This is a genomic window from Kitasatospora sp. NPDC098652, assembly GCF_044760155.1.
In the GTDB taxonomy this organism is placed as follows: Bacteria; Actinomycetota; Actinomycetes; order Streptomycetales; family Streptomycetaceae; genus Kitasatospora.
The window spans coordinates 200,308-222,075 of the sequence record NZ_JBIWAQ010000004.1 but is presented as its reverse complement, the minus strand read 5'-3'; the positions used below and the strand labels follow the sequence as shown (position 1 = coordinate 222,075).

Annotated in this window: 18 protein-coding genes and 1 pseudogene; 9 read left to right on the top strand and 10 right to left on the bottom strand. The window is 72.3% G+C overall.

Annotation, left to right across the window (positions count from 1 at the left end):
- Together ACIQWA_RS11745 and mce are read right to left on the bottom strand one after the other, a co-directional pair.
- Positions 1-2,475 (bottom strand): annotated as a pseudogene (locus ACIQWA_RS11745) (hypothetical protein); the annotation flags it as partial.
- A gap of 508 nt (positions 2,476-2,983) precedes the next feature.
- Complete coding sequence (mce, locus tag ACIQWA_RS11740; protein WP_360233683.1) at positions 2,984-3,427, bottom strand: methylmalonyl-CoA epimerase; 444 nt, start codon at positions 3,425-3,427, stop codon at positions 2,984-2,986.
- A 258-nt stretch (positions 3,428-3,685) separates the two neighbouring features.
- Here mce and ACIQWA_RS11735 point away from each other — a divergent pair, with 258 nt between their 5' ends.
- The 3 genes from ACIQWA_RS11735 (at position 3,686) to ACIQWA_RS11725 (ending at position 6,711) form a co-directional block, all read left to right on the top strand.
- Positions 3,686-4,879 carry an acetyl-CoA C-acetyltransferase gene (locus ACIQWA_RS11735; RefSeq protein ID WP_360233686.1) on the top strand — a complete coding sequence of 398 codons (1,194 nt, stop codon included), beginning with the start codon at positions 3,686-3,688 and terminating at the stop codon, positions 4,877-4,879.
- Between the two features lie 141 nt (positions 4,880-5,020).
- A complete protein-coding gene (gene meaB, locus ACIQWA_RS11730; RefSeq protein ID WP_360233689.1) occupies positions 5,021-5,977 on the top strand; it encodes a methylmalonyl Co-A mutase-associated GTPase MeaB in 957 nt (318 codons plus the stop codon).
- Positions 5,978-6,198: 221 nt separating this feature from the next.
- Positions 6,199-6,711 (top strand): hypothetical protein, encoded by a 513-nt coding sequence (locus ACIQWA_RS11725; protein ID WP_402481138.1) that lies wholly within the window; start codon positions 6,199-6,201, stop codon positions 6,709-6,711.
- 60 nt (positions 6,712-6,771) lie between these two features.
- Here the strand turns inward: ACIQWA_RS11725 and ACIQWA_RS11720 are convergent, their stop codons facing one another.
- The 5 genes from ACIQWA_RS11720 to ACIQWA_RS11700 all read right to left on the bottom strand — a co-directional run bounded on the left by ACIQWA_RS11720 (position 6,772) and on the right by ACIQWA_RS11700 (position 10,555).
- On the bottom strand, positions 6,772-7,287 hold the full coding sequence (locus ACIQWA_RS11720; protein ID WP_360243761.1) for a MarR family transcriptional regulator: 516 nt from the start codon (positions 7,285-7,287) through the stop codon (positions 6,772-6,774).
- A 40-nt stretch (positions 7,288-7,327) separates the two neighbouring features.
- Positions 7,328-8,128: an AIM24 family protein gene (locus ACIQWA_RS11715; RefSeq protein ID WP_402481605.1), complete on the bottom strand. Its 801-nt coding sequence runs from the start codon at positions 8,126-8,128 to the stop codon at positions 7,328-7,330.
- A 254-nt stretch (positions 8,129-8,382) separates the two neighbouring features.
- Positions 8,383-9,033, bottom strand: coding sequence for an AIM24 family protein (locus tag ACIQWA_RS11710; protein WP_402481135.1), 651 nt, complete (start codon positions 9,031-9,033; stop codon positions 8,383-8,385).
- On the bottom strand, positions 9,033-9,671 hold the full coding sequence (locus tag ACIQWA_RS11705) for an AIM24 family protein (RefSeq protein WP_360243755.1): 639 nt from the start codon (positions 9,669-9,671) through the stop codon (positions 9,033-9,035). Before ACIQWA_RS11705 ends, ACIQWA_RS11710 begins: the two co-directional genes overlap by 1 nt.
- Positions 9,672-9,751: 80 nt before the next feature.
- Positions 9,752-10,555 (bottom strand): DUF2127 domain-containing protein, encoded by an 804-nt coding sequence (locus ACIQWA_RS11700; protein ID WP_360243752.1) that lies wholly within the window; start codon positions 10,553-10,555, stop codon positions 9,752-9,754.
- A gap of 232 nt (positions 10,556-10,787) precedes the next feature.
- Here ACIQWA_RS11700 and ACIQWA_RS11695 point away from each other — a divergent pair, with 232 nt between their 5' ends.
- Positions 10,788-11,114 (top strand): DUF3817 domain-containing protein, encoded by a 327-nt coding sequence (locus ACIQWA_RS11695; protein WP_402481603.1) that lies wholly within the window; start codon positions 10,788-10,790, stop codon positions 11,112-11,114.
- Between the two features lie 110 nt (positions 11,115-11,224).
- Here the strand turns inward: ACIQWA_RS11695 and ACIQWA_RS11690 are convergent, their stop codons facing one another.
- Complete coding sequence (locus ACIQWA_RS11690) at positions 11,225-12,847, bottom strand: M4 family metallopeptidase (RefSeq protein ID WP_360243749.1); 1,623 nt, start codon at positions 12,845-12,847, stop codon at positions 11,225-11,227.
- Between the two features lie 375 nt (positions 12,848-13,222).
- Entirely contained in the window at positions 13,223-14,851 is a 1,629-nt protein-coding gene (locus ACIQWA_RS11685; protein ID WP_402481131.1) for a M4 family metallopeptidase, read from the bottom strand.
- A 497-nt stretch (positions 14,852-15,348) separates the two neighbouring features.
- Here ACIQWA_RS11685 and ACIQWA_RS11680 point away from each other — a divergent pair, with 497 nt between their 5' ends.
- From ACIQWA_RS11680 to ACIQWA_RS11670, 3 genes are all read left to right on the top strand, one after another.
- The gene (locus ACIQWA_RS11680) at positions 15,349-15,885 is read left to right on the top strand and encodes a MarR family transcriptional regulator (protein ID WP_360243743.1); all 537 of its coding nucleotides are present in this window, start codon (positions 15,349-15,351) and stop codon (positions 15,883-15,885) included.
- A gap of 76 nt (positions 15,886-15,961) precedes the next feature.
- Positions 15,962-16,300 carry a DUF3817 domain-containing protein gene (locus ACIQWA_RS11675; RefSeq protein WP_360243740.1) on the top strand — a complete coding sequence of 113 codons (339 nt, stop codon included), beginning with the start codon at positions 15,962-15,964 and terminating at the stop codon, positions 16,298-16,300.
- A gap of 251 nt (positions 16,301-16,551) precedes the next feature.
- Entirely contained in the window at positions 16,552-18,237 is a 1,686-nt protein-coding gene (locus tag ACIQWA_RS11670) for a methylmalonyl-CoA mutase family protein (RefSeq protein WP_360243737.1), read from the top strand.
- A gap of 56 nt (positions 18,238-18,293) precedes the next feature.
- Here the strand turns inward: ACIQWA_RS11670 and ACIQWA_RS11665 are convergent, their stop codons facing one another.
- On the bottom strand, positions 18,294-18,938 hold the full coding sequence (locus ACIQWA_RS11665) for a TetR/AcrR family transcriptional regulator (RefSeq protein WP_402481601.1): 645 nt from the start codon (positions 18,936-18,938) through the stop codon (positions 18,294-18,296).
- A gap of 384 nt (positions 18,939-19,322) precedes the next feature.
- Between ACIQWA_RS11665 and ACIQWA_RS11660 the strand changes: the two genes are divergently transcribed.
- Together ACIQWA_RS11660 and ACIQWA_RS11655 are read left to right on the top strand one after the other, a co-directional pair.
- Positions 19,323-20,315, top strand: coding sequence for a tetratricopeptide repeat protein (locus ACIQWA_RS11660; RefSeq protein ID WP_360243734.1), 993 nt, complete (start codon positions 19,323-19,325; stop codon positions 20,313-20,315).
- Between the two features lie 750 nt (positions 20,316-21,065).
- Positions 21,066-21,737 (top strand): DUF6230 family protein, encoded by a 672-nt coding sequence (locus tag ACIQWA_RS11655; protein ID WP_360243731.1) that lies wholly within the window; start codon positions 21,066-21,068, stop codon positions 21,735-21,737.
- Positions 21,738-21,768: the final 31 nt, after the last annotated feature.

The window sequence follows — 21,768 nt, the reverse complement described above, 5'->3', positions numbered from 1 at the left end:
CTGGGTGGTCTCCTGCTGGGCGAGGGCGCGCAGCTCGGTCGCGGCCCGTTCGGCCTCGGCGCGGTGTTCGGCGGCGTACCGCTCCGCCTCGGCGCGCTGCTCGGCCGTCTCGCGGTCGGCGCTCTCGCGCTGCTCGGCGGCGTACCGGTCGGCGGCCGCGCGGACCTCGGTGCTCTCCCGGGCGGTGCGCTCGGTCAGCTCGGCGGCGCCCTGCTCGGCCTGCTCACGGGCGGCCCGGGCGGCGGCCAGCTGCTCGGCGGTCTCCTCGCGCTCGCGCTGCAGCCCGGCGGCGGCCTCCTCGCGCTCGCGCCGGCTCTCCTCGCGCAGCGCGTTCGCGGTGGTCTCGGCCTCGGCCCTGGTGCGGGCGGCCTCGGTGTCGGCCTCGGTGCGCACCCGCTCGGCGTCGGCGACCGCGGCGTCCCGGACGGCGTTCGCCTCGGCCTGGGCCTCGGCGGCCAGCGCCTCCGCGGCGGCGGCCGCCTCGGCACGTACCCGCTGGTCGAACTCGGTTGCGTTGCGCCGGAGTTCGGCGGTCTCGCGCTCGGTGGCAGCGCGGTTCTCGGCGGCCGCGGCCTTGGCGGCGGCCACCGCGTCCTGGCCCTGCTGCTCGGCGGCCGAGGTGATCTTCTCGGCCTCGGTACGGGCCCGGGCCAGGGTCTGCTCGGCCCTGCCCTGGGTCTCGGCGGCCTGCTCCTGGGCCTGCGCGCGCAGCCGCTCGACCTCCCCGGCGGCACCGGCGCGCAGCTCGTCCGCGTCGGCCTTGGCCTTGGTGAGCAGCTCCTCGGCGTTCTTCGCCGACTCCTCGATCTGCAGTACGGCCTGGCGGCGGGCCTCGCTGCGGACCCGGTCGGCCTCGGCGGCGGCCTGGGCGCGCAGCTCCTCGGCCTCGGCGCGCAGCCGGGCCGCCTCGTCCTGCATCTGCTCGATCCGCTCGCGGATCGCGGCGGCGTCGTCCAGGGCGGCGTTCTGCGCCTGCTCGACGGCGGCCTGGGCCTGCTCGCGCAGCCGCTGGGCCTCGGCCTGCGCCTCGGCGCGGATCCGCTCGGCCTCGGCGGCGGCCTCGCCGCGGGCGGTCTCGGCGTCCTGGTTGGCCCGGCCGAGCACCTCCTCGGCGGTCTTGGCGGCCTTGGCGAGGTGGACGGTGGCGTCCTTGGCGCCGGCCGCGCGGCCCGCCTCCTCGGCCTCGCCGCGCAGCCGCTGGGCGTCGGCCTCGGCCTGGGCCCGCAGCTCCGCGACGTCCCGGTCGGCCTGGGCGCGCAGCTCGGCGATCGCCGCCTCGGCCTCGGCCTTCAACTGGGCGGCGACCGACTCGGCGGTGGCCCGCAGCCGCTCGCTCTCCTCGGCGGCGGCGGCCCTGGCGGCGTCCGCCTCGGCCTGCCGGGTGGCGGCCTCGCTGCGGATCGCCTCGGCCTCGGCCCGGATGGCCTCGGACTCCTTGGTGGCGTTGGCGACCAGCCGGGCGATCTCGGCCCGGGCGGTCTGCGAGCGCTGCTCGGTGGCGGCCTCGCCGTCGGCGACCTTGCGCTCGGCGGCGGCCTCGGCGTCGGCCTGGAGCTGCTCGGCGGCCTGCTCGGCCTGGATCCGCAGCTCGGTGGCCTCCCGGCGGGCGCGCTCGGCCTCGGCGAGCGCCGCGTCGCGCAGCCGCTCTATCTCGGCCTTCGCGGCGCCCAGCTGCTGCTCGGCGCGGGCCTGCTCGGCGGCGGCCTGCTCCTTGAGCCGGCCGATCTCGGCCTGGGCGGCGGCCAGCTGCTGCTCGGCGGCGGCGTGCGCGGCGGCCAGCTCCTGCTGGGCCTGGCCACGGGCCGCGTCCACGTCGGCGGCGGCCTGGGCACCGGCCTGCTGGGCGTGCTCGGAGGCGGCGCGCAGCAGTCGCTCGGCGTCGTTCTGGGCCTTCTGGAGGGCGGCCTCGGCGGCGGCCTGGGCCTCGCCGCGGGCGGCGTCCACGTCGGCGGCGGTCTGGGCGCGGGCGTGGTCGGAGAGCGCGGCGGCCTCGGCGCGGGCCGCGGCGACCATCCGCTCGGCCTCGGCGCGGGCCTCCTGCAGCAGGCGTTGGGCCTCCTGCTCGGAGCCGGACCGGGTCTGCTCGGCCCAGCCGTTGACGTGCTGCTCGGCGGAGCGGCGCAGCTCGGTGAGCTCGTCCTCCAGCCGGGCGGTGCGCTCGGCGGCCTCGGCCATGATCCGCTGGGTGGCGGCCTGGGAGTCGCGCAGCTGGCGCTCGGCGTCGGCGCGCATCTGCTGGGCCTGCATCTCGGCGGTCCGGAGCATCTGCTCGGCCTGGCCGGAGACGGCGTCGAAGGCGCGCGGCTGGGCGAGCATGCGCCGGGATTCGTGCAGCTTGGCCCGGAGCACCTCCACCTGGTAGGCGAGGTCCTCGGCATGCTCGACGGCCTTGTCCCGCTCCTTCCGAGTCCGACCCATCTCGGCCTCGAACTGGGAGAGGTGATCATCAACCTCGTAGCGGTCGTTGCCCCGCACTCCGCGGTCCCATCCATCTCCTGGTCGCGTCCTCGACCCGGCCGGTCCCGGCCACCCGTGTCCGGGGCCCTGGTCCGACTGGTCCTTGCATCCGCGGTCACCGGACGACCCGCTGCCAAGCCGGAGCCGTCCGCCGCGGTCGTCGGAGTCCTGGTCGCGGGAGCGCGGATGTGCCGCGTTCCCCCGTCCGGGTGGACTCCTGGGCGAACTCTTGCCTGTGGAGAATGGTGACAGATCCGTCTTGCGACTGTTCAGCCGTGCCCGCGTACTGGACTCCCCTGCGACGGGCCGACCACCGGAGGGCGGACAGGCCTGTCATCGGCCGTGCCCGCCGCCTCCGTCCCCCGGAGTCGTCGCGCACCTGGGCATTGTAGTGGGCGCGCACCACGGGGGAATGGCCGCGTAGGGGTTTTCCGGCCGCCGGACCAGGTTACTGACGGGTCGCTAGGGCCCGATTCCGTTGTGCCGCCCGGGAGCGGGCGGCACCGCGGGTGGTTCGGAGGTCGTTTCAGTGCCCTTCGTGCTCGCCCGGCTGGGCCGAGGTGACCAGCTCGGTCAGCACGCCGCCGCAGTCCTTGGGGTGGAGGAAGGTGATCCGCGAGCCCATCGAGCCGATCCGCGGCTGGTCGTACAGCACCCGGACGCCCTTGTCGCGGATCGCCTCGGAGTCGCCGTCCACGTCGGCGGTGCCGAAGGCGATGTGGTGCACGCCCTCGCCGTTCTTCTCCAGCCACTTGGCGACGGTGGAGTCCGGGCGGGTGGGCTCCAGCAGCTGGAGGTACGAGGCGCCGCCGTCGTCCGTGCCGTTGATCCGGAGCATGGCCTCGCGGACCCCCTGCTCCTCGTTGACCTCGGTGTGGAACACCTCGAAGCCGTAGGTCGCGCGGTAGAACTCGACCGTCTTGTCGAGGTCTCGGCAGGCGATGCCGATGTGGTCGATGCGGGTCAGCACGGCGCCTCCAGGGGCGGTGGACGGACAGGTGGCACCCAGTGCAGCGTACGGCGCGGAGGCGGCGCCAGTGCCGGACGTGCGAGCCTGCTCACACACCGGGAATCACCCGGACGTTCACCCGGATCGTATTGACACGGTGTTGACTGGACGGTGCCAGTGCGCTCGATCACACCGTCGCTCCGGTGACGGGCGGAACACAGGTCAGTACCCTGAGCGCATCCTCACCACCTGGCCACGACGTGCGAAGGGGCCCGTCCCATGACCAACACCACCTCTGTGATCGTTGCCGGTGCACGGACCCCGATGGGCCGCCTGCTCGGTTCCCTCAAGGGCTTCTCCGGTGCCGACCTCGGCGGCTTCGCGATCAAGGGCGCGCTGGAGCGGGCCGGCATCACGGGTGAGCAGGTCCAGTACGTGATCATGGGCCAGGTGCTGCAGGCCGGCGCCGGCCAGATCCCGGCCCGCCAGGCGGCCGTCAAGGCCGGCATCCCGATGAACGTCCCGGCACTGACCATCAACAAGGTCTGCCTCTCCGGCCTGGACGCCATCGCCCTGGCCGACCAGCTGATCCGGGCCGGTGAGTTCGACATCGTGGTGGCCGGCGGCCAGGAGTCCATGACCAACGCCCCGCACCTGCTGCCGAAGTCCCGCGAGGGCTACAAGTACGGCGCGGTCGAGGTGCTCGACGCGATGGCGTACGACGGGCTGACCGACGCCTACGAGAACATCCCGATGGGCGAGTCCACCGAGAAGCACAACACCCGCCTGGGCATCGCCCGCGAGGTGCAGGACGAGATCGCGGCCGCCTCCCACCAGCGGGCCGCCAAGGCGCAGGCCGACGGTGTCTTCGAGGCCGAGATCGTCCCGGTCGCCATCCCGCAGCGCCGCGGCGAGCCGGTGCTGTTCAGCCAGGACGAGGGCATCCGCGCCGACACCACCGTGGAGGGCCTGGCCAAGCTGCGCCCCGCCTTCACCAAGGACGGCACGATCACCGCCGGCACCTCCTCGCAGATCTCCGACGGCGCCGCCGCCGTGGTCGTGATGAGCAAGGCCAAGGCCGAGGAGCTGGGCCTGACCTGGATCGCCGAGATCGGCGCCCACGGCAACGTGGCCGGCCCGGACAACTCGCTCCAGTCGCAGCCGTCCAACGCGATCAGGCACGCGCTGGGCAAGGAGGGCCTGGAGGTCTCCGACCTCGACCTGATCGAGATCAACGAGGCCTTCGCGGCCGTCGCCCACCAGTCGATGAAGGACCTCGGCGTCTCCGCCGACATCGTCAACGTCAACGGCGGCGCGATCGCGCTCGGCCACCCGATCGGGATGTCCGGCGCCCGCGTGGTGCTGACCCTCGCGCTGGAGCTGCAGCGCCGCGGCGGCGGGGTCGGCGCGGCCGCGCTGTGCGGCGGCGGCGGCCAGGGCGACGCGCTGATCGTGCGCGTGCCGAAGGCCTGACCCGCGCTGCGGCCGGACAGGCCGTAGACGTGACCCCGGGGCTGCGGACCGCCACAAGTGGCCCGCGGCCCCTTCGGCATCCGCCGTCGTTCGCAGCCGTACGCCGCCGCCACCCGCCGGCATCCGCGCAAGGAGCTCCTGATGATCGATGTCGCCACGCTGGTCGAGCAGGCCCGGGAGGGCCGGCCGCGGGCGGTCGCCCGGCTGATCACGCTGGTCGAGAACGCCGCCCCGCAGCTGCGCGAGGCGATGGCCGCGCTCGCGCCGTACACCGGGCAGGCGTACACGGTGGGCCTGACCGGCTCGCCCGGGGTGGGCAAGTCCACCTCCACCTCGGCGCTGGTCTCCGCCTACCGGCGGCTCGGCAAGCGGGTCGGGGTGCTCGCCGTGGACCCGTCCTCGCCGTTCTCCGGCGGGGCGCTGCTGGGCGACCGGGTCCGGATGCAGGACCACGCGACCGACCCCGAGGTGTTCATCCGCTCGATGGCCACCCGCGGGCACCTGGGCGGGCTGTCCTGGGCGGCGCCGCAGGCGCTGCGGGTGCTGGACGCGGCCGGCTGCGAGGTGATCCTGGTGGAGACCGTCGGCGTGGGCCAGTCCGAGGTCGAGGTCGCCGCCCAGGCGGACACCGCTGTGGTGCTGCTGGCCCCCGGGATGGGCGACGGCATTCAGGCCGCCAAGGCGGGCATCCTGGAGATCGGCGACGTGTTCGTGGTCAACAAGGCCGACCGGGACGGCGCCGACGCCACCGCCCGGGAGCTCAACCACATGCTGGGCCTGGGCGAGGCCCGCGAGGCGGGGGACTGGCGCCCGCCGATCGTCAAGACCGTCGCGGCCCGCGGCGAGGGCGTGGACGAGGTGGTCGAGGCCCTGGAGAAGCACCGCGCCTGGCTGGAGGAGACCGGCGAGCTGGCGGCGCGCCGCCGCCGTCGGGCCGCCCAGGAGATCGAGGCGATCGCGTTGGCCGAGCTGCGGGCCCGGATCGGCGACCTCTCCGGCGACCGCCACCTGGCCGGCCTGGCCGAACGGGTGGTCAACGGCGAGCTGGACCCGTACGGCGCGGCCGACGAACTGGTCGCGGGCCTGACCACGGGCTGAGCGGCTTCGCCCGGTGCGCAGGAAGTCGGCCCGGCCGACTTCCCGCGCAGGGCCTGGGCACCCGCCCGTACGGCCCGGTCGGGTGAGCCGGTGCCCTCCCCGGCTGCTCCGACCGGACGGACCTTCCGGTGGGTCGTGCCGGGACGATCCGGCGACGGCAGAACCGAGGTTATGAATTGCTCGCCGGACCACCCGTGAGCACCAACCTCAGGAGTCACCCGATGCGCCCCACCAGAGCAGCTCGTCTCGGCACGGCCACAGCGCTGGTCACCCTCTTCGCCTGCACCCCCGTCGCGGCCGCCGCGGCGGCCACCGCCGATTCCGCCCAGGCCATGGGCAGGGACCGGGTCATCACCCTCGTCGGCCGGCTCGCGCAGCAGTCGCACTTCCCGGTCAATCCCGGCGGCGCCCCGGCCCAGGGCGACCGGACCGTCTTCCGCTCGATCCTCTTCGACAAGGACGGCATCAATCAGGTCGGCGAGACCGACGGCACCTGCACCACCACCACCGTCGACAACGGCGGAGCGGAGGAGTGCGTCGTGACCTACACCCTCGCGGACGGCCAGATCTCCGCGCAGGGGATGGTCTTCGGCAACCTCAACCCGGGCCCGCCGCCGTCCTTCGACAACGCGATCACCGGCGGCACCGGGGAGTTCGACCGGGCCCGTGGCCAGATCCACGCCGACACGATCGGTCCGGGCACGAGGCGCTTCACGATCGACCTCGACCGCTGACCGGTCCTGCGCACCGCATCCGGCGGCCCCGCCCTCTCGGCGGGGCCGCCGTCGTAGCGCCTACGGCTTGCCGCGCAGGCCGCGGAGGTGTTCGGCGACCGGGGCCAGGGCCGCGTAGAGGGCGTCGAGCTGCTCCGGGGTGAAGCGGTCGATGAAGTGGGCCCGGACGCTGCGCACGTGGTCGGGGGCGACCCGCTGCATGGTCTCCCAGCCCTGTTCGGTGAGGTGGGCGTAGAGGCCGCGGCGGTCGCCGGGGCACTCCTGACGCAGCACCAGCCCGGCGTTCTCCATCCGGGTGATCTGGTGCGAGAGCCGGCTCTTGGACTGCAGGGTGGCGGTCGCGAGGTCCGTCATCCGCATCCGGTGGTCGGGGGCCTCGGAGAGCACGACCAGGATCTCGTAGTCGTTGATCGCCAGGTTGTGGGGCTGGAGTTCACGGCTGAGCTGGTAGTCCAGCAGCTTGGCGACCTCCAGATGGGCGCGCCACATCCGCTGCTCCCTGGCGGTCAGCCAGGGAGTCTCCTCCTCGGGCTGCGGCGGAGGGTTGTCCGCAGTGTCGATCGTGTGCGTATCCATGGGATCCAGCATAGCCGATTTAGTTCAATCTTGTACAAGTTTACAGGCCGAAACGTCGCCCGAGTTCGCCCAGGTTACCGAGGCCCGGTGCGTTGGGCTGGTTGCCGCCGTGGCCCGGCTGGATCGGCACCCCGCCGCCCGGGACCCCGGCCTCGGCGTCCACCCGGCCGACCGAGCGCTCGGCCAGCAGCGTCTCGCTGGACTGCACCAGCACCTGCCCGGCACCGATGAACTCGAACTGGTGCTCCTCGCCGGAGGCGCCGCCGATGCCGGTCAGCCGCCGCAGGCCGCCGACCACCCCGTGCAGGTAGTCGTGGTCGTAGTGGTGGCACGGCGCCGGGCAGTCCGCCCAGCCGACCAGGGCCTGCGGGTCCACCCGGACCGGCGGCTCCACGAAGTGCACCGGCCCGTTGGAGGCGGCGACGAAGCGGCCGGTGCCGATCAGGGTCAGGAAGCCCGGGATGATCGACTGCTTGAGCCGCAGCGTCGGGTCGAAGGCGAGCAGGTTGCCCGAGCGCACGGTCAGGTTGCCGTCGTCCAGGTCGTAGGAGTTGAGGTCGAAGGCGCGGTCGGCCAGCAGCAGCCGGCCGGAGCCCTGGGCGACCACCCAGTCCGAGGCGTGCAGCGGGGAGTTGAAGTGCTGGCCGAGCACCCGGTCGACCATCCCGGCGCCGACGCCGCGGAAGGAGATGTCGCCGTAGTAGGCGATCATCTTGCCCTTCTGCAGGAAGTAGGAGCCGTTCAGCTCGACGGCGAAGGCGTAGGGGTTGACGTTGTCGTTGGCCGGCAGGGTGTGCGCGTCGTACACCACCGGGCCGGTGCCGCCGTGGGTGGTCGGCAGCGGGGCCTGCGGGCCGCCGAACTGCTCCTGGGCGTACGACTGTTGGGGCTGCGGCGGCTGGGCCTGCGGCGGCGGCTGGTAGGCCTGCGCCGGGTAGGCCTGCGGCTGGTAGGACGGCGGCGGTGGCGGGGGAGGCGGCGGCGGGTGGCCCGCGGAGCGGCCGTGGTTCGGCGGCAGCGTGAAGCCCGGCTGGGTCTGCTGGTCGTGCGGCGACTGCCCGTACGGCGGCTGCGGTGGCTGCGGCGGGTGGGACATCAGAGCTTCTCCTCGCTCGCCTGGACGTACACCGTGCCCTGCCCGGACAGCTCCAGCTGGAACGCCTCGCCCGAGCCGCGGCCGATCATCTCGCGCCAGCCGATCGCGGTGGACAGCTTGTTGCGCACCTCGCCGCGGTGCGCCACGTACGCCTGCGGGTCGACGTGCACCGACTGGCCGGGGGTGATCGGCAGCTCGAAGACGCCGCCGTGGGCCATCACCGCGACCGAGCCCTGCCCCTCCAGCCGGGTGGTGAACAGGCCCTGCCCGCTGACCTGGCCGCGGACCATGCCCATCACCCCGCCCTGCGAGCCGAGGAAGACGGTGGACTGGCGCAGGGTGCCCTCGAAGGCGAGCAGCCGGTCCGCCTCGACGAACAGGGTGTCGCCGACCAGGTCGATCACGTGCACATGGTGGCCGCCGTGGCCGAACATCACCCGGCCCTGGCCCTCGACCGTCATCAGCGGGGTGTCCTCGTTGGCGACCCGCCGGCCGATCATCGACATCACCCCGCCCTGGCCGCCGGTGATGTTCGGGGTGAAGCGGACGTCGCCGGTGTACCCGAGCATGGCCCCGCGCTGGCTGAACAGCCGCTGACCGGGCACCACCTGGGCCTCGACCATCTTGCCGTTGATCCGGGTGAAGCCCATCAGACGTCACCCCCGATGGTGACCTTCTCCGAGGGCTGGACGTACACCAGGCCCTCGCCGGTGAACTCGACCTGCACGGCCTCGCCGCCGCCCTCGCCGATCACCGTGGTCCAGCCCGCGCCCGACTTCACGCTGCGGTGCAGGTTGCCGGTGTGCGCGACGTACGCGCCGGGGTCGACCCGCAGCGGCATGTCCTTGCCGACCCGCAGGATGACGGCCGGCCCGTTGGAGGTGACGGCCGCCCAGCCGTGCCCCTCCACCTTGGTGGTGAAGAGGCCGTTGCCCGAGGAGACGCCGTTCAGCCCGGTGAAGCTGGTGCCGGTGTGCAGGCCGGCCTCGGTGCAGAGCAGGTTGTCCGCCTCGACGTAGAGCGTCTCCCCGTCGAGGCGGACCAGGTTGATCTCGGTGGCCCGGTCGGCGAAGTAGCAGGTGCCCTGCCCCTTCACCTCCATGACCGTCATCCGCTCGCCGGTGAGTCTGCGGGCGACCATGCCGCGCAGCCCGTCCCCGCCGCCGGTCAGTTTCTTGAAGGTCATCTGGCCGGTGTACGCGACCATCGAGCCGTGCCGGGCCTTGACGGCGTCCCCGCCCAACTCGACGGCGAGGACCCGCGATCCCTGGAGTCTGAACTGTGCCACGGCCGCAATCTAGCCGCCGCGGGGGCGGCCGGGCGAGAGGGCCGGGGCGGACCGGTACGGACTCGGGACAGTCGTTCGGGTCAGGAGCGTGCGTGCGCCCCGTGGCCGTGGCCGGGGTGCGGGACCGTCCCGGCGGCCTCCTCGACCTCCAGCAGCGAGGCCGAGTGGCGCTCCGCCTCGAAGGCCACCACGCCGCCGCGCAGGCCGAACAGCCGCTTGGAGAGCATGATCCAGAGCACCGCGGCGATGTTCAGCAGCAGGGTGCAGATCTTCACCGCGCTGACGTGCTCGTGCAGCTCGTAGCCCTCCAGCGGGAGGAAGGCGGCGGTGGCGACCACGGTCAGGTACTCGGCCCAGCGCTTGCCCAGCCAGAGGCCGACCGCCTCGACGATCTCGATCAGCGCGTAGGCGACCAGCGCGCCCGCGACGATCAGCAGGGTCTTCTTCTGGTAGCCGAAGGTCTTGCGGATGGTCTCGACGATCGGGGCGTGGTCGAGGTCCCAGTGGAAGTGGTCGGTGACCGGCTTGAAGATCGTGAGGTCGTCCTCGAAGATCCGCTGCACGGCCTCCTGGCTGTTGGAGAACTTCCAGACGCCCCAGGCCATCAGGATGATGATCACGCCGCGCAGGACCCGCTCGACGGCGAGGAAGCGCAGGATGAAGAGGTCCCGCAGCGCCTTGCCGCGCGGCACCAGCGGGGCGTCTGCCGCCGGGCCGGAGCCGTGCGGGGCGCCGAGCGCGAAGTCGCCGCAGCGCAGGCAGCGCCAGGCGTCGCCGACGGCGGTGGCGGTGTGCAGCCGGGCGGCCAGCTCGGGTTCGGCCGGCGCGTAGGTGATGTGGCCGCGCTTGGCGCAGGTCCTGCGGTCCCAGTCACGCTTGAACATGTGGTGCTACCCCCGTGGTGCGGTGCCGGTGACGCCCGGTTCCGTCGGGCGCGCGGGCAGCAGGATAGGGGGTACGGGCGACGCCCTGCTGCGGTCGGCGGGGTTCTGGCGCGCGGCTGTGACATCCGGCACGGTGGCCACCCCCGGCCCGGGGCCCGTACATGTGCTCGGTGATAATGGCCGGAAGGCTTGTGAGTCGCTTCACAAGCGTGCCCGCGCCTCCGACCCCCGTATTGAGGTATCCATCGTGAACAGCAGCGCCGTCCACCGCCTGCGCCTGGTCTCCGCTCCCGAGGGGATCTCCTTCATCCTGCTGCTGATCTGCTCGGTGCTGAAGCGGACCACGTCCTTCGACGCCGTGCTGGTGATGGGCATGGTCCACGGGATCCTGTTCATCCTGTACGTGATCTTCTGGATCCAGGCCTGGCAGGCGCAGAAGTGGGACGTCAAGCGCGGCGCCCTGCTCTTCGTGCTCTCGGTGCTGCCGCTCGGCGGCTTCTTCGCCGAGCGGATGCTCGGCCGGGAGGAGCGCGGCGAGCTGCAGCCCGCCACCGCCTGATCCCCGCGTTCGGGCGGACGGTCGACAGGCTGCCACGGCCTCCTCTCCCAAAGGGCCGCGGCAGCCTGTCGCCGTTTCTCACCGGTGGTGGCTGGTGGGCGCCGGGGCGGCTAGTTGACGTTCACCCCGCTCCAGGCCGCACCCACCGCCTTGTACTCGGCGCTGCTCGCGCCGTAGAGGTCGGAGGCGGCCTTGAGGGTCGCCGTGCGGGCGGCCTTGTAGTTGGTGGTGGAGGTCATGTAGACGGTCAGCGCGCGGTACCAGATCGCGGCCGCCTTGTTGCGGCCGATGCCGGTCACCGTAGAGCCGTTGGAGGTCGGGCTGTTGTAGCTGACCCCGTTGACGACCTTGGCGCCGCTGCCCTCGGACAGCAGGTAGAAGAAGTGGTTGGCCACGCCCGAGGAGTAGTGGACGTCCTTGTTGCCGACCGTGGAGGACCAGTAGTCGGCCGAGCGACCGTCCTTGGACGGCTTGTCCATGTAGCGCAGCGGGGTGCCGTTGCCGTTGATGTTGAGCTTCTCGCCGATCAGGTAGTCCGGCGGGTCGGAGGGCAGGTTGGCGTACCACTCGACCATGGTGCCGAAGATGTCCGAGGTGGCCTCGTTGAGGCCGCCGGACTCGCCCGAGTAGATCAGCCCGGCGGTGGCGGAGGTGACGCCGTGGCTCATCTCGTGGCCGGAGACGTCGATGGCGGTGAGCGGGTGGGTGTTGCCCGAGCCGTCGCCGTACGTCATGCAGAAGCAGGAGTCGTCCCAGAACGCGTTCACGTAGTTGCTGCTGTAGTGGACGCGGCTGGCGGCGCCGACGCCGTTGTTCTTGATGCCGTTGCGGCCGAAGGTGTTCTTGTAGAAGTCCCAGGTGGCGGCCGCGCCGAACTGGGCGTCCACGGCGGCGGACTCCCGGTTGGACGGTGAGCCGTTGCCCCAGGAGTTGGTGGTGTTGCTGAACAGCGTGCCGCTGCCCGAGGTGCCGCCCTTGAGGTCGGTGGTGGACTGGTTGCCCCGGGAGGCGTCCTTGAGCGAGTAGGTCGAGCCGCTCTGGGTGGTGGTGAGGGTGACGGTGCCGACGTTGACGCCCTTGCCGGTGCCGGTCGCGGTCATCACCTGCTCCTGGCTGGAGAGCACCCGGCCGGTGGCGGCGTCGGTGACGACCTCCTGGCGGCTCGGGGTGCCGTCCGCCCGCTGGCCCTGGACCACCGTGCGGTGCGCCAGCCGCGGGTTGCCGTCGGCCGCCCAGACCACCAGTTCCGGCGTGTCGGCGCCGTCCACCCGGCTGAGCGCCGGCTCGTCCGCGTCCGCGGCCAGGCCGACGGTCGCCCGGACGGCGTCGGTGGCCCGTGCGGCGGCCTGGCCGCCGGTGAGCGCCGGGGTGGTGGTGGTCAGCGCCAGCCGGCCGTCGAAGGCGCGGTCCACCGAGGCCACCGAGCCGTTCGGGCGCTGGTGGACGACCAGGTCGCCGCCCAGCACCGGCAGGCCGGCGAAGGTGCGCTCGTAGCGCAGGTGCCGGGTGCCGTCGGCGTCCACCACGGCGTCCTTGACGACGAGCCGCTCCTGGCCGCCGAGGGCCAGCTGCTGCGCCAGCGGCGCGCTCTGCGCGGCGGCCAACGCGAGCGGGGCGGCCGACGGCGGGGCGGGTACGGCCGCCTGGGCGGCGGGGAGGGCGGCGATCTGGACGACGCCGGCCAGCAGAGCGGTGGCGGAGAGCACCGCCGGAAGGGTCAACTTTCGCTTCACGTGGGGCAGTTCCTTCCACGAGACCCGCGGGTGCCTGCGGGTGCGCCGCGTACCGGGGCGCCGGGGGTGGCGCCGTTGGGGGCGGTAGGGCGCGGACGTGCTGCTCCCGTGCGGCTTCTGACGATCCGTCAATTGGGTGGGGGTGACGGAGCGTTGAGCGGGAGCGTGGTCATAAGCATGACAATTCATGGCAGGAAAGAACAGGGCGCCGCCGGGGATTGGCCAGGAGTCGCCAGGGGCGGTGCGGATGGTTCGGTTGCCGTCCACTGTCCGGAATCTACGGTTCGTCCGTGCTGGCGGGATCCCGCCAGGACGGACGCCCGGGGCCTGCCCTCCAGCGGGGCCCCGGGCGTCCAGCTCACCTTGCGCCGTGCGTCACTTCACGTTGACGGCGGTCCAGGTCGCGGCGACGGCGCTGTACTCGGCGCTGGTGGCGCCGTACAGGTCCGCCGCGGCCTTGAGGGTGCCGGTACGGGCCGCCGCGTAGTTGGTGGTGGAGGTGAAGTAGGTGGTCAGCGCGCGGTACCAGATCTGCGCCGCCTTGTCCCGGCCGATGCCGGCGAGGCTGGAGCCGTCGTACGTCGGGCTGTTGTAGCTGACGCCGTTGATGGTCTTGGCGCCGCTGCCCTCGGACAGCAGGTAGAAGAAGTGGTTGGCGACGCCCGAGGAGTAGTGGACGTCCTTGTTGCCGACCGTCGAGGACCAGTAGTCCGCCGACGCGCCGTCCTTGGAGGGCTGGTCCATGTAGCGCAGCGGCTTGCCGTCACCGTTGATGTTGATCTGCTCGCCGATGAGGTAGTCCGGCTTGTCGGAGGGCAGGTTGGCGTACCACTCGACCATGGTGCCGAAGATGTCCGAGGTGGCCTCGTTGAGGCCGCCGGACTCACCGGAGTAGTTGAGGCCGGCGGTGGCGGAGGTGACGCCGTGGCTCATCTCGTGGCCGGCCACGTCCAGCGCGGTCAGCGGGTGGGTGTTGCTGGTGCCGTCGCCGTACGTCATGCAGAAGCAGGAGTCGTCCCAGAACGCGTTCACGTAGTTGGAGCCGTAGTGGACCCGGCTGGCGGCGCCGACGCCGTTGTTCTTGATGCCGCTGCGGCCGAAGGTGCTCTTGTAGAAGTCCCAGGTGGCCGCGGCGCCGTACTGGGCGTCCACGGCGGCGGACTCGGCGTTGGAGGCGAGGCCGTTGCCGAAGCTGTTGGTGGTGTTGGCGACCAGGGTGCCGGAGCCGGAGGTCCTGCCCTTGAGGGTGTAGGTGGCCTGGCCGCCGCGGGTGGCGTCCTTGAGCTGGTAGGAGCTGCCGCTCTGGGTGGTGGTCAGCGGGACGGTGCCGACGAAGACGCCCTTGCCGGTGCCGGAGGCGGTCTGCACCTCCTCGTGGGTGGAGAGCACCTGGCCGCTCGCCGCGTCGGTGACCAGCAGCTGGCGGCTCGGGGTGCCGTCGGCCCGCTCGCCCTCGACCGTGGTGCGGTACGCCAGGCGCGGGCTGCCGTCGGTGGCCCAGACCACCAGCTCGGCCTTGCCGGTCTGGTGCACCGCCGTCAGCGGCGCCTCGTCCTCGTCGACGGTGATGCCGACGGTGGACTGCACGGCGCCGGTGGCCTGGGCGGCGGCCTTGTCCGCGGGGATCTGCGGGGTGAGGCTGGGCAGCGCGAGCTTGGCGCCGACGGCCTTGTCCACGGCGGTGGTGGTGCCGTCCGCCTTCTGGTGCACGACCAGGTCGCCGCCGAGGACGGGGAGCCCGGCGAGGGTGCGCTCGTAGCGGAGGTGGCGGGTGCCGTCGGCGTCCACCACGACGTCCTTGGCCACCAGTTGCTCCTGGCCGCCGAGGGCCAGGGCGTGGGCGACCTTGCCGGACTGGCCGTTCGCCTGGGCGAGCAGGGCGGCGAGCTGCTGGGAGCTGCCGGCCTGCGGGGCGGGGTCGGCCTGGGCCGCGCCGGCCTGGACGACACCGGTGAGCAGAGCGGTGGCGGACAGTACGGCGACTGCGGCGAGCTTTCGCTTCACGGACGAGTCCTTCCGGGAAACCGCGTGTGGGCGCGGTCGCACCGCGTCCCGGGGGCCGGGGTCGGCACCTTCGGGGCGGGACGGGCGCTGACGTGCGAGGACCCCGAACGGTCGTGCGGCTGCCACCGGTTGGGTGGGGGTGGTGGCGGTCGAACGGGGTTGGCGGAAAGCATGACAATCGAGCAAATCAAATGACAGGTCTTCCTCATGAATTGGCCAAGTCCCGCCAGGACGAAGGAATGTGAACGGACGGACAAAGCGGACCTTTTACCCCGACTTTCAGCGGGTTACGGTCCGAACCGAGGCCTGATACCGGGGCGTTCGGGCGTTCGACGGTCAACCCCGTTGCGCCGGGCGACCGTTGCCCGCAGTTCACACCGACGCAATGTCCAGGTATGGACCTGGCCGTCCGATTGGCGGGATCCCGCCACGCGTCGCGCTTGTCCACCATCAGGACGGCTGGTAGCACACGTCCCGTCCGCCGGTACGGTAAGGAGGTGGCCAAGCCCCTCGCACTCGACTTCGACCCGATCGCCCGCGCCGACGAACTGTGGGCCCGCCGCTGGGGCACCGTGCCCTCGATGGCGGCGATCACCTCGATCATGCGCGCCCACCAGATCCTGCTGTCCCGGGTCGACGCGGTGCTCAAACCGTACGGACTGACCTTCGCCCGGTACGAGGCGCTGGTGCTGCTGACCTTCAGCCGGACCGGCGAGCTCTCGCTCTCCAAGATCGGCGAGCGGCTGATGGTCCACCCGACCAGCGTCACCAACACCGTCGACCGGCTGGAGCGGGCCGGCCTGGTCGCCCGCCGCCCCAACCCGCTGGACGGCCGCGGGGTGCTCGCCGCGATCACCGGGCGCGGCCGCGAGGTGGTCGAGGAGGCCACCCGGGAGCTGATGTCGATGGAGTTCGGGCTGGAGGAGTACGGCCCCGAGCAGTGCCGGCAGGTCTTCGAACTGCTCAGGCCGCTGCGGATCGCGGCGGGCGACTTCGCCGAACCGGACGAGGGGGCTGCTCAGGGGCGGCCGTGAGGACGGCTACCCTCGTGGGAGCGGTGCGCGGATCCGGGCGTACCGGCCCAAAGAGCCGAGCGAGGCGAGGAAGAGTATGAAGGCGACCCCCCTGCTGGGCTGGTACCGCGGCCTGGCCATTGCGACCGGTGTGGCACTCCTGGTGTTCTGCGGCTTCATGGTCGCGAAGTACGGTTTCAGCACCGCCGAGGACGTGACCACCTATGTCGCGATGCTGCACGGCTACCTGTACATCGGGTACTTCGTGGTGACCTTCCTGCTCGGGCAGAAGCTCAAGTGGCCGCTCGGCCGCCTGGTGCTGACCCTGGCGGCGGGCTGCATCCCGTTCCTCTCCTTCGTCTTCGAGCGCCGGGTGGCCCGCGAGGCCGCCGAGCAGCTCCCGGCGGGCGGCGCCCGTCAGCCGGCCGGCGTCTGAGCCGCACGCCACGAGCACGCGCCACGAGCACGCGCCACCAGGGCGCCCTTCCCCGACCGGGGGAGGGCGCCCTCGGCGTTTCCGCCCCGGCCGCCCGGCTGCCCGGCTGCCCGGCTGCCGCTCCCGGCCGCCGCCGTTTCCACGGGCGGGGCTCCATCGACAAGTACTAGGACGTCCGAGTAAATTAGTAGGACGTCCTAATAGCTGTGCCGCCCGGTGCCGTGGCGGCCGTACGGAGCGGAGTTCGGCCCATGGACGCCGAGGACATCGAGCGCGGACGCCAGCGCTGGCAGCAGCGGTACGACAAGGCCCGCAAGCGCGACGCGGACTTCACCACCCTCTCCGGCGACGAGGTCGAGCCGGTCTACGGCCCGGCGCCCGGCCAGCCCGTCGAGGGCTTCGAGCGGATCGGCTGGCCCGGCGAGTACCCCTTCACCCGCGGCCTGCACCCCACCGGCTACCGCGGCCGCACCTGGACCATCCGGCAGTTCGCCGGGTTCGGCAACGCCCAGCAGACCAATGAGCGCTACCGGATGATCCTGGACGCGGGCGGCGGCGGCCTCTCGGTCGCCTTCGACATGCCCACCCTGATGGGCTACGACTCGGACGACCCCAAGTCGCTCGGCGAGGTCGGCCACTGCGGCGTCGCCATCGACTCGGCCGCCGACATGGAGGTGCTGTTCGCCGGCATCCCGCTCGGCGAGGTCACCACCTCGATGACGATCAGCGGCCCGGCCGTCCCGATCTTCTGCATGTACCTGGTCGCCGCCGAGCGCCAGGGCGTGGACCCGGCGGTGCTCAACGGCACCCTGCAGACCGACATCTTCAAGGAGTACATCGCCCAGAAGGAGTGGCTCTTCGCCCCCGAGCCGCACCTGCGCCTGATCGGCGACCTGATGGAGCACTGCGCCCAGGGCATCCCGGCGTACAAGCCGCTCTCCGTCTCGGGCTACCACATCCGCGAGGCCGGGGCGACGGCCGCGCAGGAGCTGGCGTACACCCTCGCGGACGGCTTCGCCTACGTCGAACTGGGCCTGTCCCGCGGTCTGGACGTGGACGTCTTCGCGCCCGGCCTGTCCTTCTTCTTCGACGCCCACCTGGACTTCTTCGAGGAGATCGCCAAGTTCCGCGCCGCGCGCCGGATCTGGGCCCGCTGGATGCGCGACCGCTTCGGCGCCAAGACCGACAAGGCGCAGTGGCTGCGCTTCCACACCCAGACCGCCGGCGTCTCGCTCACCGCGCAGCAGCCGTACAACAACGTGGTGCGCACCGCGGTCGAGGCGCTCTCCGCGGTGCTCGGCGGCACCAACTCGCTGCACACCAACGCGCTGGACGAGACCCTGGCGCTGCCCTCCGAGCAGGCCGCCGAGATCGCGCTGCGCACCCAGCAGGTGCTGATGGAGGAGACCGGCGTCACCAACGTGGCCGACCCGCTGGGCGGTTCCTGGTACGTCGAGGCGCTGACCGACCGGATCGAGCAGCAGGCCGAGGCGATCTTCCAACGGATCCTGGACAAGGGCCGGGCGGACCACGAGATCGGCCCGATCACCTCCGGCATCCTGCGCGGGATCGAGGAGGGCTGGTTCACCGGCGAGATCGCCGAGGCGGCCTTCCAGTACCAGCAGTCGGTGGAGAAGGGCGAGAAGCGCGTGGTCGGCGTCAACTGCCACCCGCGCAGCGTCACCCCCGACCTGGAGATCCTGCGGGTCAGCCACGAGGTCGAGCGCGAGCAGGTGCGGGTGCTGGGCGAGCGCAAGGCGGCCCGGGACGAGGCGGCGGTGCGGGCCGGGCTGGACGCCATGCTGGCGGCGGCCCGCTCGGGCGAGTCGATGATCCCGCCGATGCTGGACGCGGTGCGCGCCGAGGCGACCCTGGGCGAGATCTGCAACGCGCTGCGGCAGGAGTGGGGGACGTACCAGGAGAACGCGGCCTTCTGACCCGTTGAACGTCCGAGCCGCCGTACGGAGGTCCGTACGGCGGCTTCGGCGTGCCGTCAGCCGATGACCAGCGGTCCGAGCAGCAGGTCGATGAAGCGGCGGGTCCACGCGGGGGTGATCGGCTCTCCGCTGACCAGCACGCGGTGCTCGACGGTGCCGGCGATGGTGTCGAAGATGATGTCGACCTCCTCGCGGGCCGAGGCGGTGTCGGTGTCCGCCTCCAGTTCGCCGCGCGCCTGGGCGGCCGCCCGGCCCTGCCGGACCAGCCGCTTCTGCGGGTCCACGATGGCCTCCCGGATCCGGCGGCGCAGCTGAGGGTCCCGGGTGCCCTCGGCGAACAGGGCGAGCAGCGCGGCCTGGGTCTCCGGGCGGGCCAGCAGGTCGGCGAACTGGCCGACCACGGCCTCGATGTCGGCCCGCAGGCTGCCGAGGTCGGGCATCACCAGCTCGTCGAAGAGGCTGGCGACGGCGTCGACCACCAGCTCGTTCTTGGAGGGCCAGCGCCGGTAGAGGGTGGTCTTGGCGACCCCGGCCCGGGTCGCGACGTGGCCCATGGTCAGTCCGCCCCAGCCGAGTTCGGCGAGGGCCTCGCGGGTGGCGTCGAGGATCGCGAGGTCGGCGGCGGCGCTGCGCGGGCGGCCCTTGGCCCGTACGGCGCCGTCCCGTACGGCACCGTCCCGGACGGCGTCGTCCGGTCTCACGGAGGGCTGGGCGGCCGGCACCGGACCTCCTTGCGATCTACTGGTAAGTAACCTGGGTGGGGCTGGTAACGGTAGCGACTGTTCGGGGATTCGGGCAGTCGGGCGGCCCGGGAAAGTGGGGCAGCTCACGTCCCCGAACCGCCGGTGGGGCTTGCGGCCGGGGCACCGGCTCCAGTTACGCTACGACCTGTAGCGAAAGCAGTGACAACCAGGCGCCGACCCCGTGGGACGGGGCGGCGCGGGTGCGGGTGGGGATCCGCGCCGAACGGTTCAGGCTACCGGGGGAAGGGCGCACCGGCCGGGAACCCGCACCGCGCAGCCCGCGCGGGGCGACTTTCCGGAGGTTGGCGCCCGCGAGCAGCGAGGACGGGGGAGGATGGTGCCATGCAGCCACGGAATTCGCGTCTCAACAGCTCCTCCCTGCGCGGTGCGGTCGACCTCGCCGCAGTGAAGGCGGCCGGTGAGGCCGCCCAGAAGGCCGAGCAGGCCCGGGCCGAGCGGGCCCGTCAGGCGGCCGCCGCCGAAGCGGACGGAGTCGCCGCCCCCCAGCCCGCCTACCAGCTCGTCATCGACGTCACCGAGGACACCTTCGAGACGGAGGTCGTCCAGCGCTCCGCCGAGGTGCCGGTCGTCATCGACTTCTGGGCCGAGTGGTGCGGGCCCTGCAAGCAGCTCAGCCCGATCCTGGAGGGCCTGGCCGAGGAGTACGCCGGCCGCTTCGTGCTCGCCAAGATCGACGTGGACGCCAACCAGCTGATCGCCCAGCAGTTCGGCATCCAGGGCATCCCGGCCGTGATGGCCGTGGTGGCCGGTCAGCTGGTGCCGCTGTTCCAGGGCGCGGAGAGCGCCGCCAACGTCCGCAAGGTGCTGGACCAGCTGATCCTGGTCGCCGAGCAGCGCTTCGGCATCTCCGGCGGCTCGGTCGTCCCGGGCGAGGCCGGCGCCGCCGCCCCGCAGCGGCCGGAGGACCCGGCGCTGGCCGCCGCGCACGACGCGCTGGACGCCGGCGACCTGAGCGGCGCCATCCAGGCGTACCGGAACGTGCTGGTCGACCAGCCGGGCAACACCGAGGCCAAGTTGGGCCTGGCCCAGGCCGAGCTGCTCCAGCGGGTCGAGGGCCTGGACCTCCAGTCGGTCCGGACGGCCGCCGCCGCCGACCCGAAGGACATCGGCATCCAGCTCCAGGCCGCCGACCTGGACCTGGTGGGCGGTCATGTCGAGGACGCCTTCGGGCGTCTGGTGGACACCGTCGGCCGGACCTTCGGGGAGGACCGGGACACCGTCCGGCGGCGCCTGCTGGAGCTGTTCGAGGTGATCGGCCCGGAGGACCCGCGGGTGGTCGTGGCCCGTGCGGCGCTGGCCCGCGTGCTGTTCTGAGCCGGCTGTTCTGAGCCGGGTGTTCTGAGCCGCCCCCGCGGCGGCCCGGCCCGGTGCTGGCACCGGGTGCCTGGCACCTCGGATGACCTGCGGTGTCGCCTGGTGATTTGGCGACAATCCGGTCAACCGGACAGAGGTTTACCAAATCTTGATTTCACCCGTGGGTGGTCACTATCCGTGACCACCCACGGGTGTTTCGCTGCTGTTTCCGGCAGATTTCGCCGTCACGTTTCCTTCAACACGTCACGCACGGTGCAATGCGGGTCGATTCCATGATCAATGCCACCTGGTGTTGCATTACCCGTCAGTAAGGCACCCCTTGTGCTTCGCCCGGGATTCAAGCACGATCGGCCACGCCCGGTCCCTGACTCCACACCCTCCGACAGCCCGTCGGCCACGCGGAGTGCGGGATCCCCACCGGGTGATCCGCCGGCTCCGGTCGGCGGTAGGGAGGGCAGGGGGGTATCCGCGGTCCCACGGCGGTTCCTGTCCTCGACCGGCCGCGCGGCCCTGCGCGGTCGCTGGTTGTCGCTCGGGGGTGATCGCCGATGTCGTCGGTCCGACCCGTCGTCCCGCAAGGACGGCCGGTTACGGGACGGGAGTGCCGCAGCACGCAGGCCGCTCCCGGGCCGACGACGACCGAGGCGCTCTCCGCTACCGAGGACGTAGCTCTCTCCCATCCCAGGCTCCCACCGGCGCGGGACGCGCCGCCGGGAGGCCGGAGATGTACGTCCTAGAAGGAGGACTCGCATGTCCAAGACCTACGGCAAGACCCGCTGGAAGCGCTTCGCCCTGGTGATGGTGCCGAGCGTCGCGGCCACCGCGATGGTCGGCGTCTCGATCGCCAACAGCGCGCTCGCCGCCTCGTTCAGCATTTCCGGCCAGCAGTTCAAGGTCAGCACCGACCAGCTGCACGGCACCAACTTCGCTCAGTTCGGCTCGGTCGACATCGAGGCGAACGGCAAGCCCCACCCGGTCGCGGTCTCGGCCTTCGACCACGCCGACATCACCAACCTGTGCCAGTCGGTGGTGACGGACCTGTCCGCGTTCGGCCTGGGCAAGATCACCCTCCAGCTGCACGCCGGCACCGAGGCGGGCAAGCCGGTCCAGGCCGACAACCTGCTGATCGACCTTGAGCAGCTCAAGGCGGACGCGACCTTCAGCCAGATGAACATCGGCCAGGACGCCTCCACCCTCTCGGGTACGGCCACCCAGGGCTGGGCCCCGCACGCGGGTGTCACCAAGGCGGGCGGCGGCGCCGGCCTGCCGTCCGGCGCGACCGGCTTCGCCCAGTCCGCCAAGACCGCCGACCTGAGCGGCGTTCAGCAGACCGCGCGGGCCACCTCGGCCGGCACGTTCAAGCTGAACGGCCTCAACCTCGCGCTCAAGAGCGGCGACGGCGCGGGCAACGAGTGCTTCTGAGCCACGTCTGACGGCACGCCGACCGGCGTGC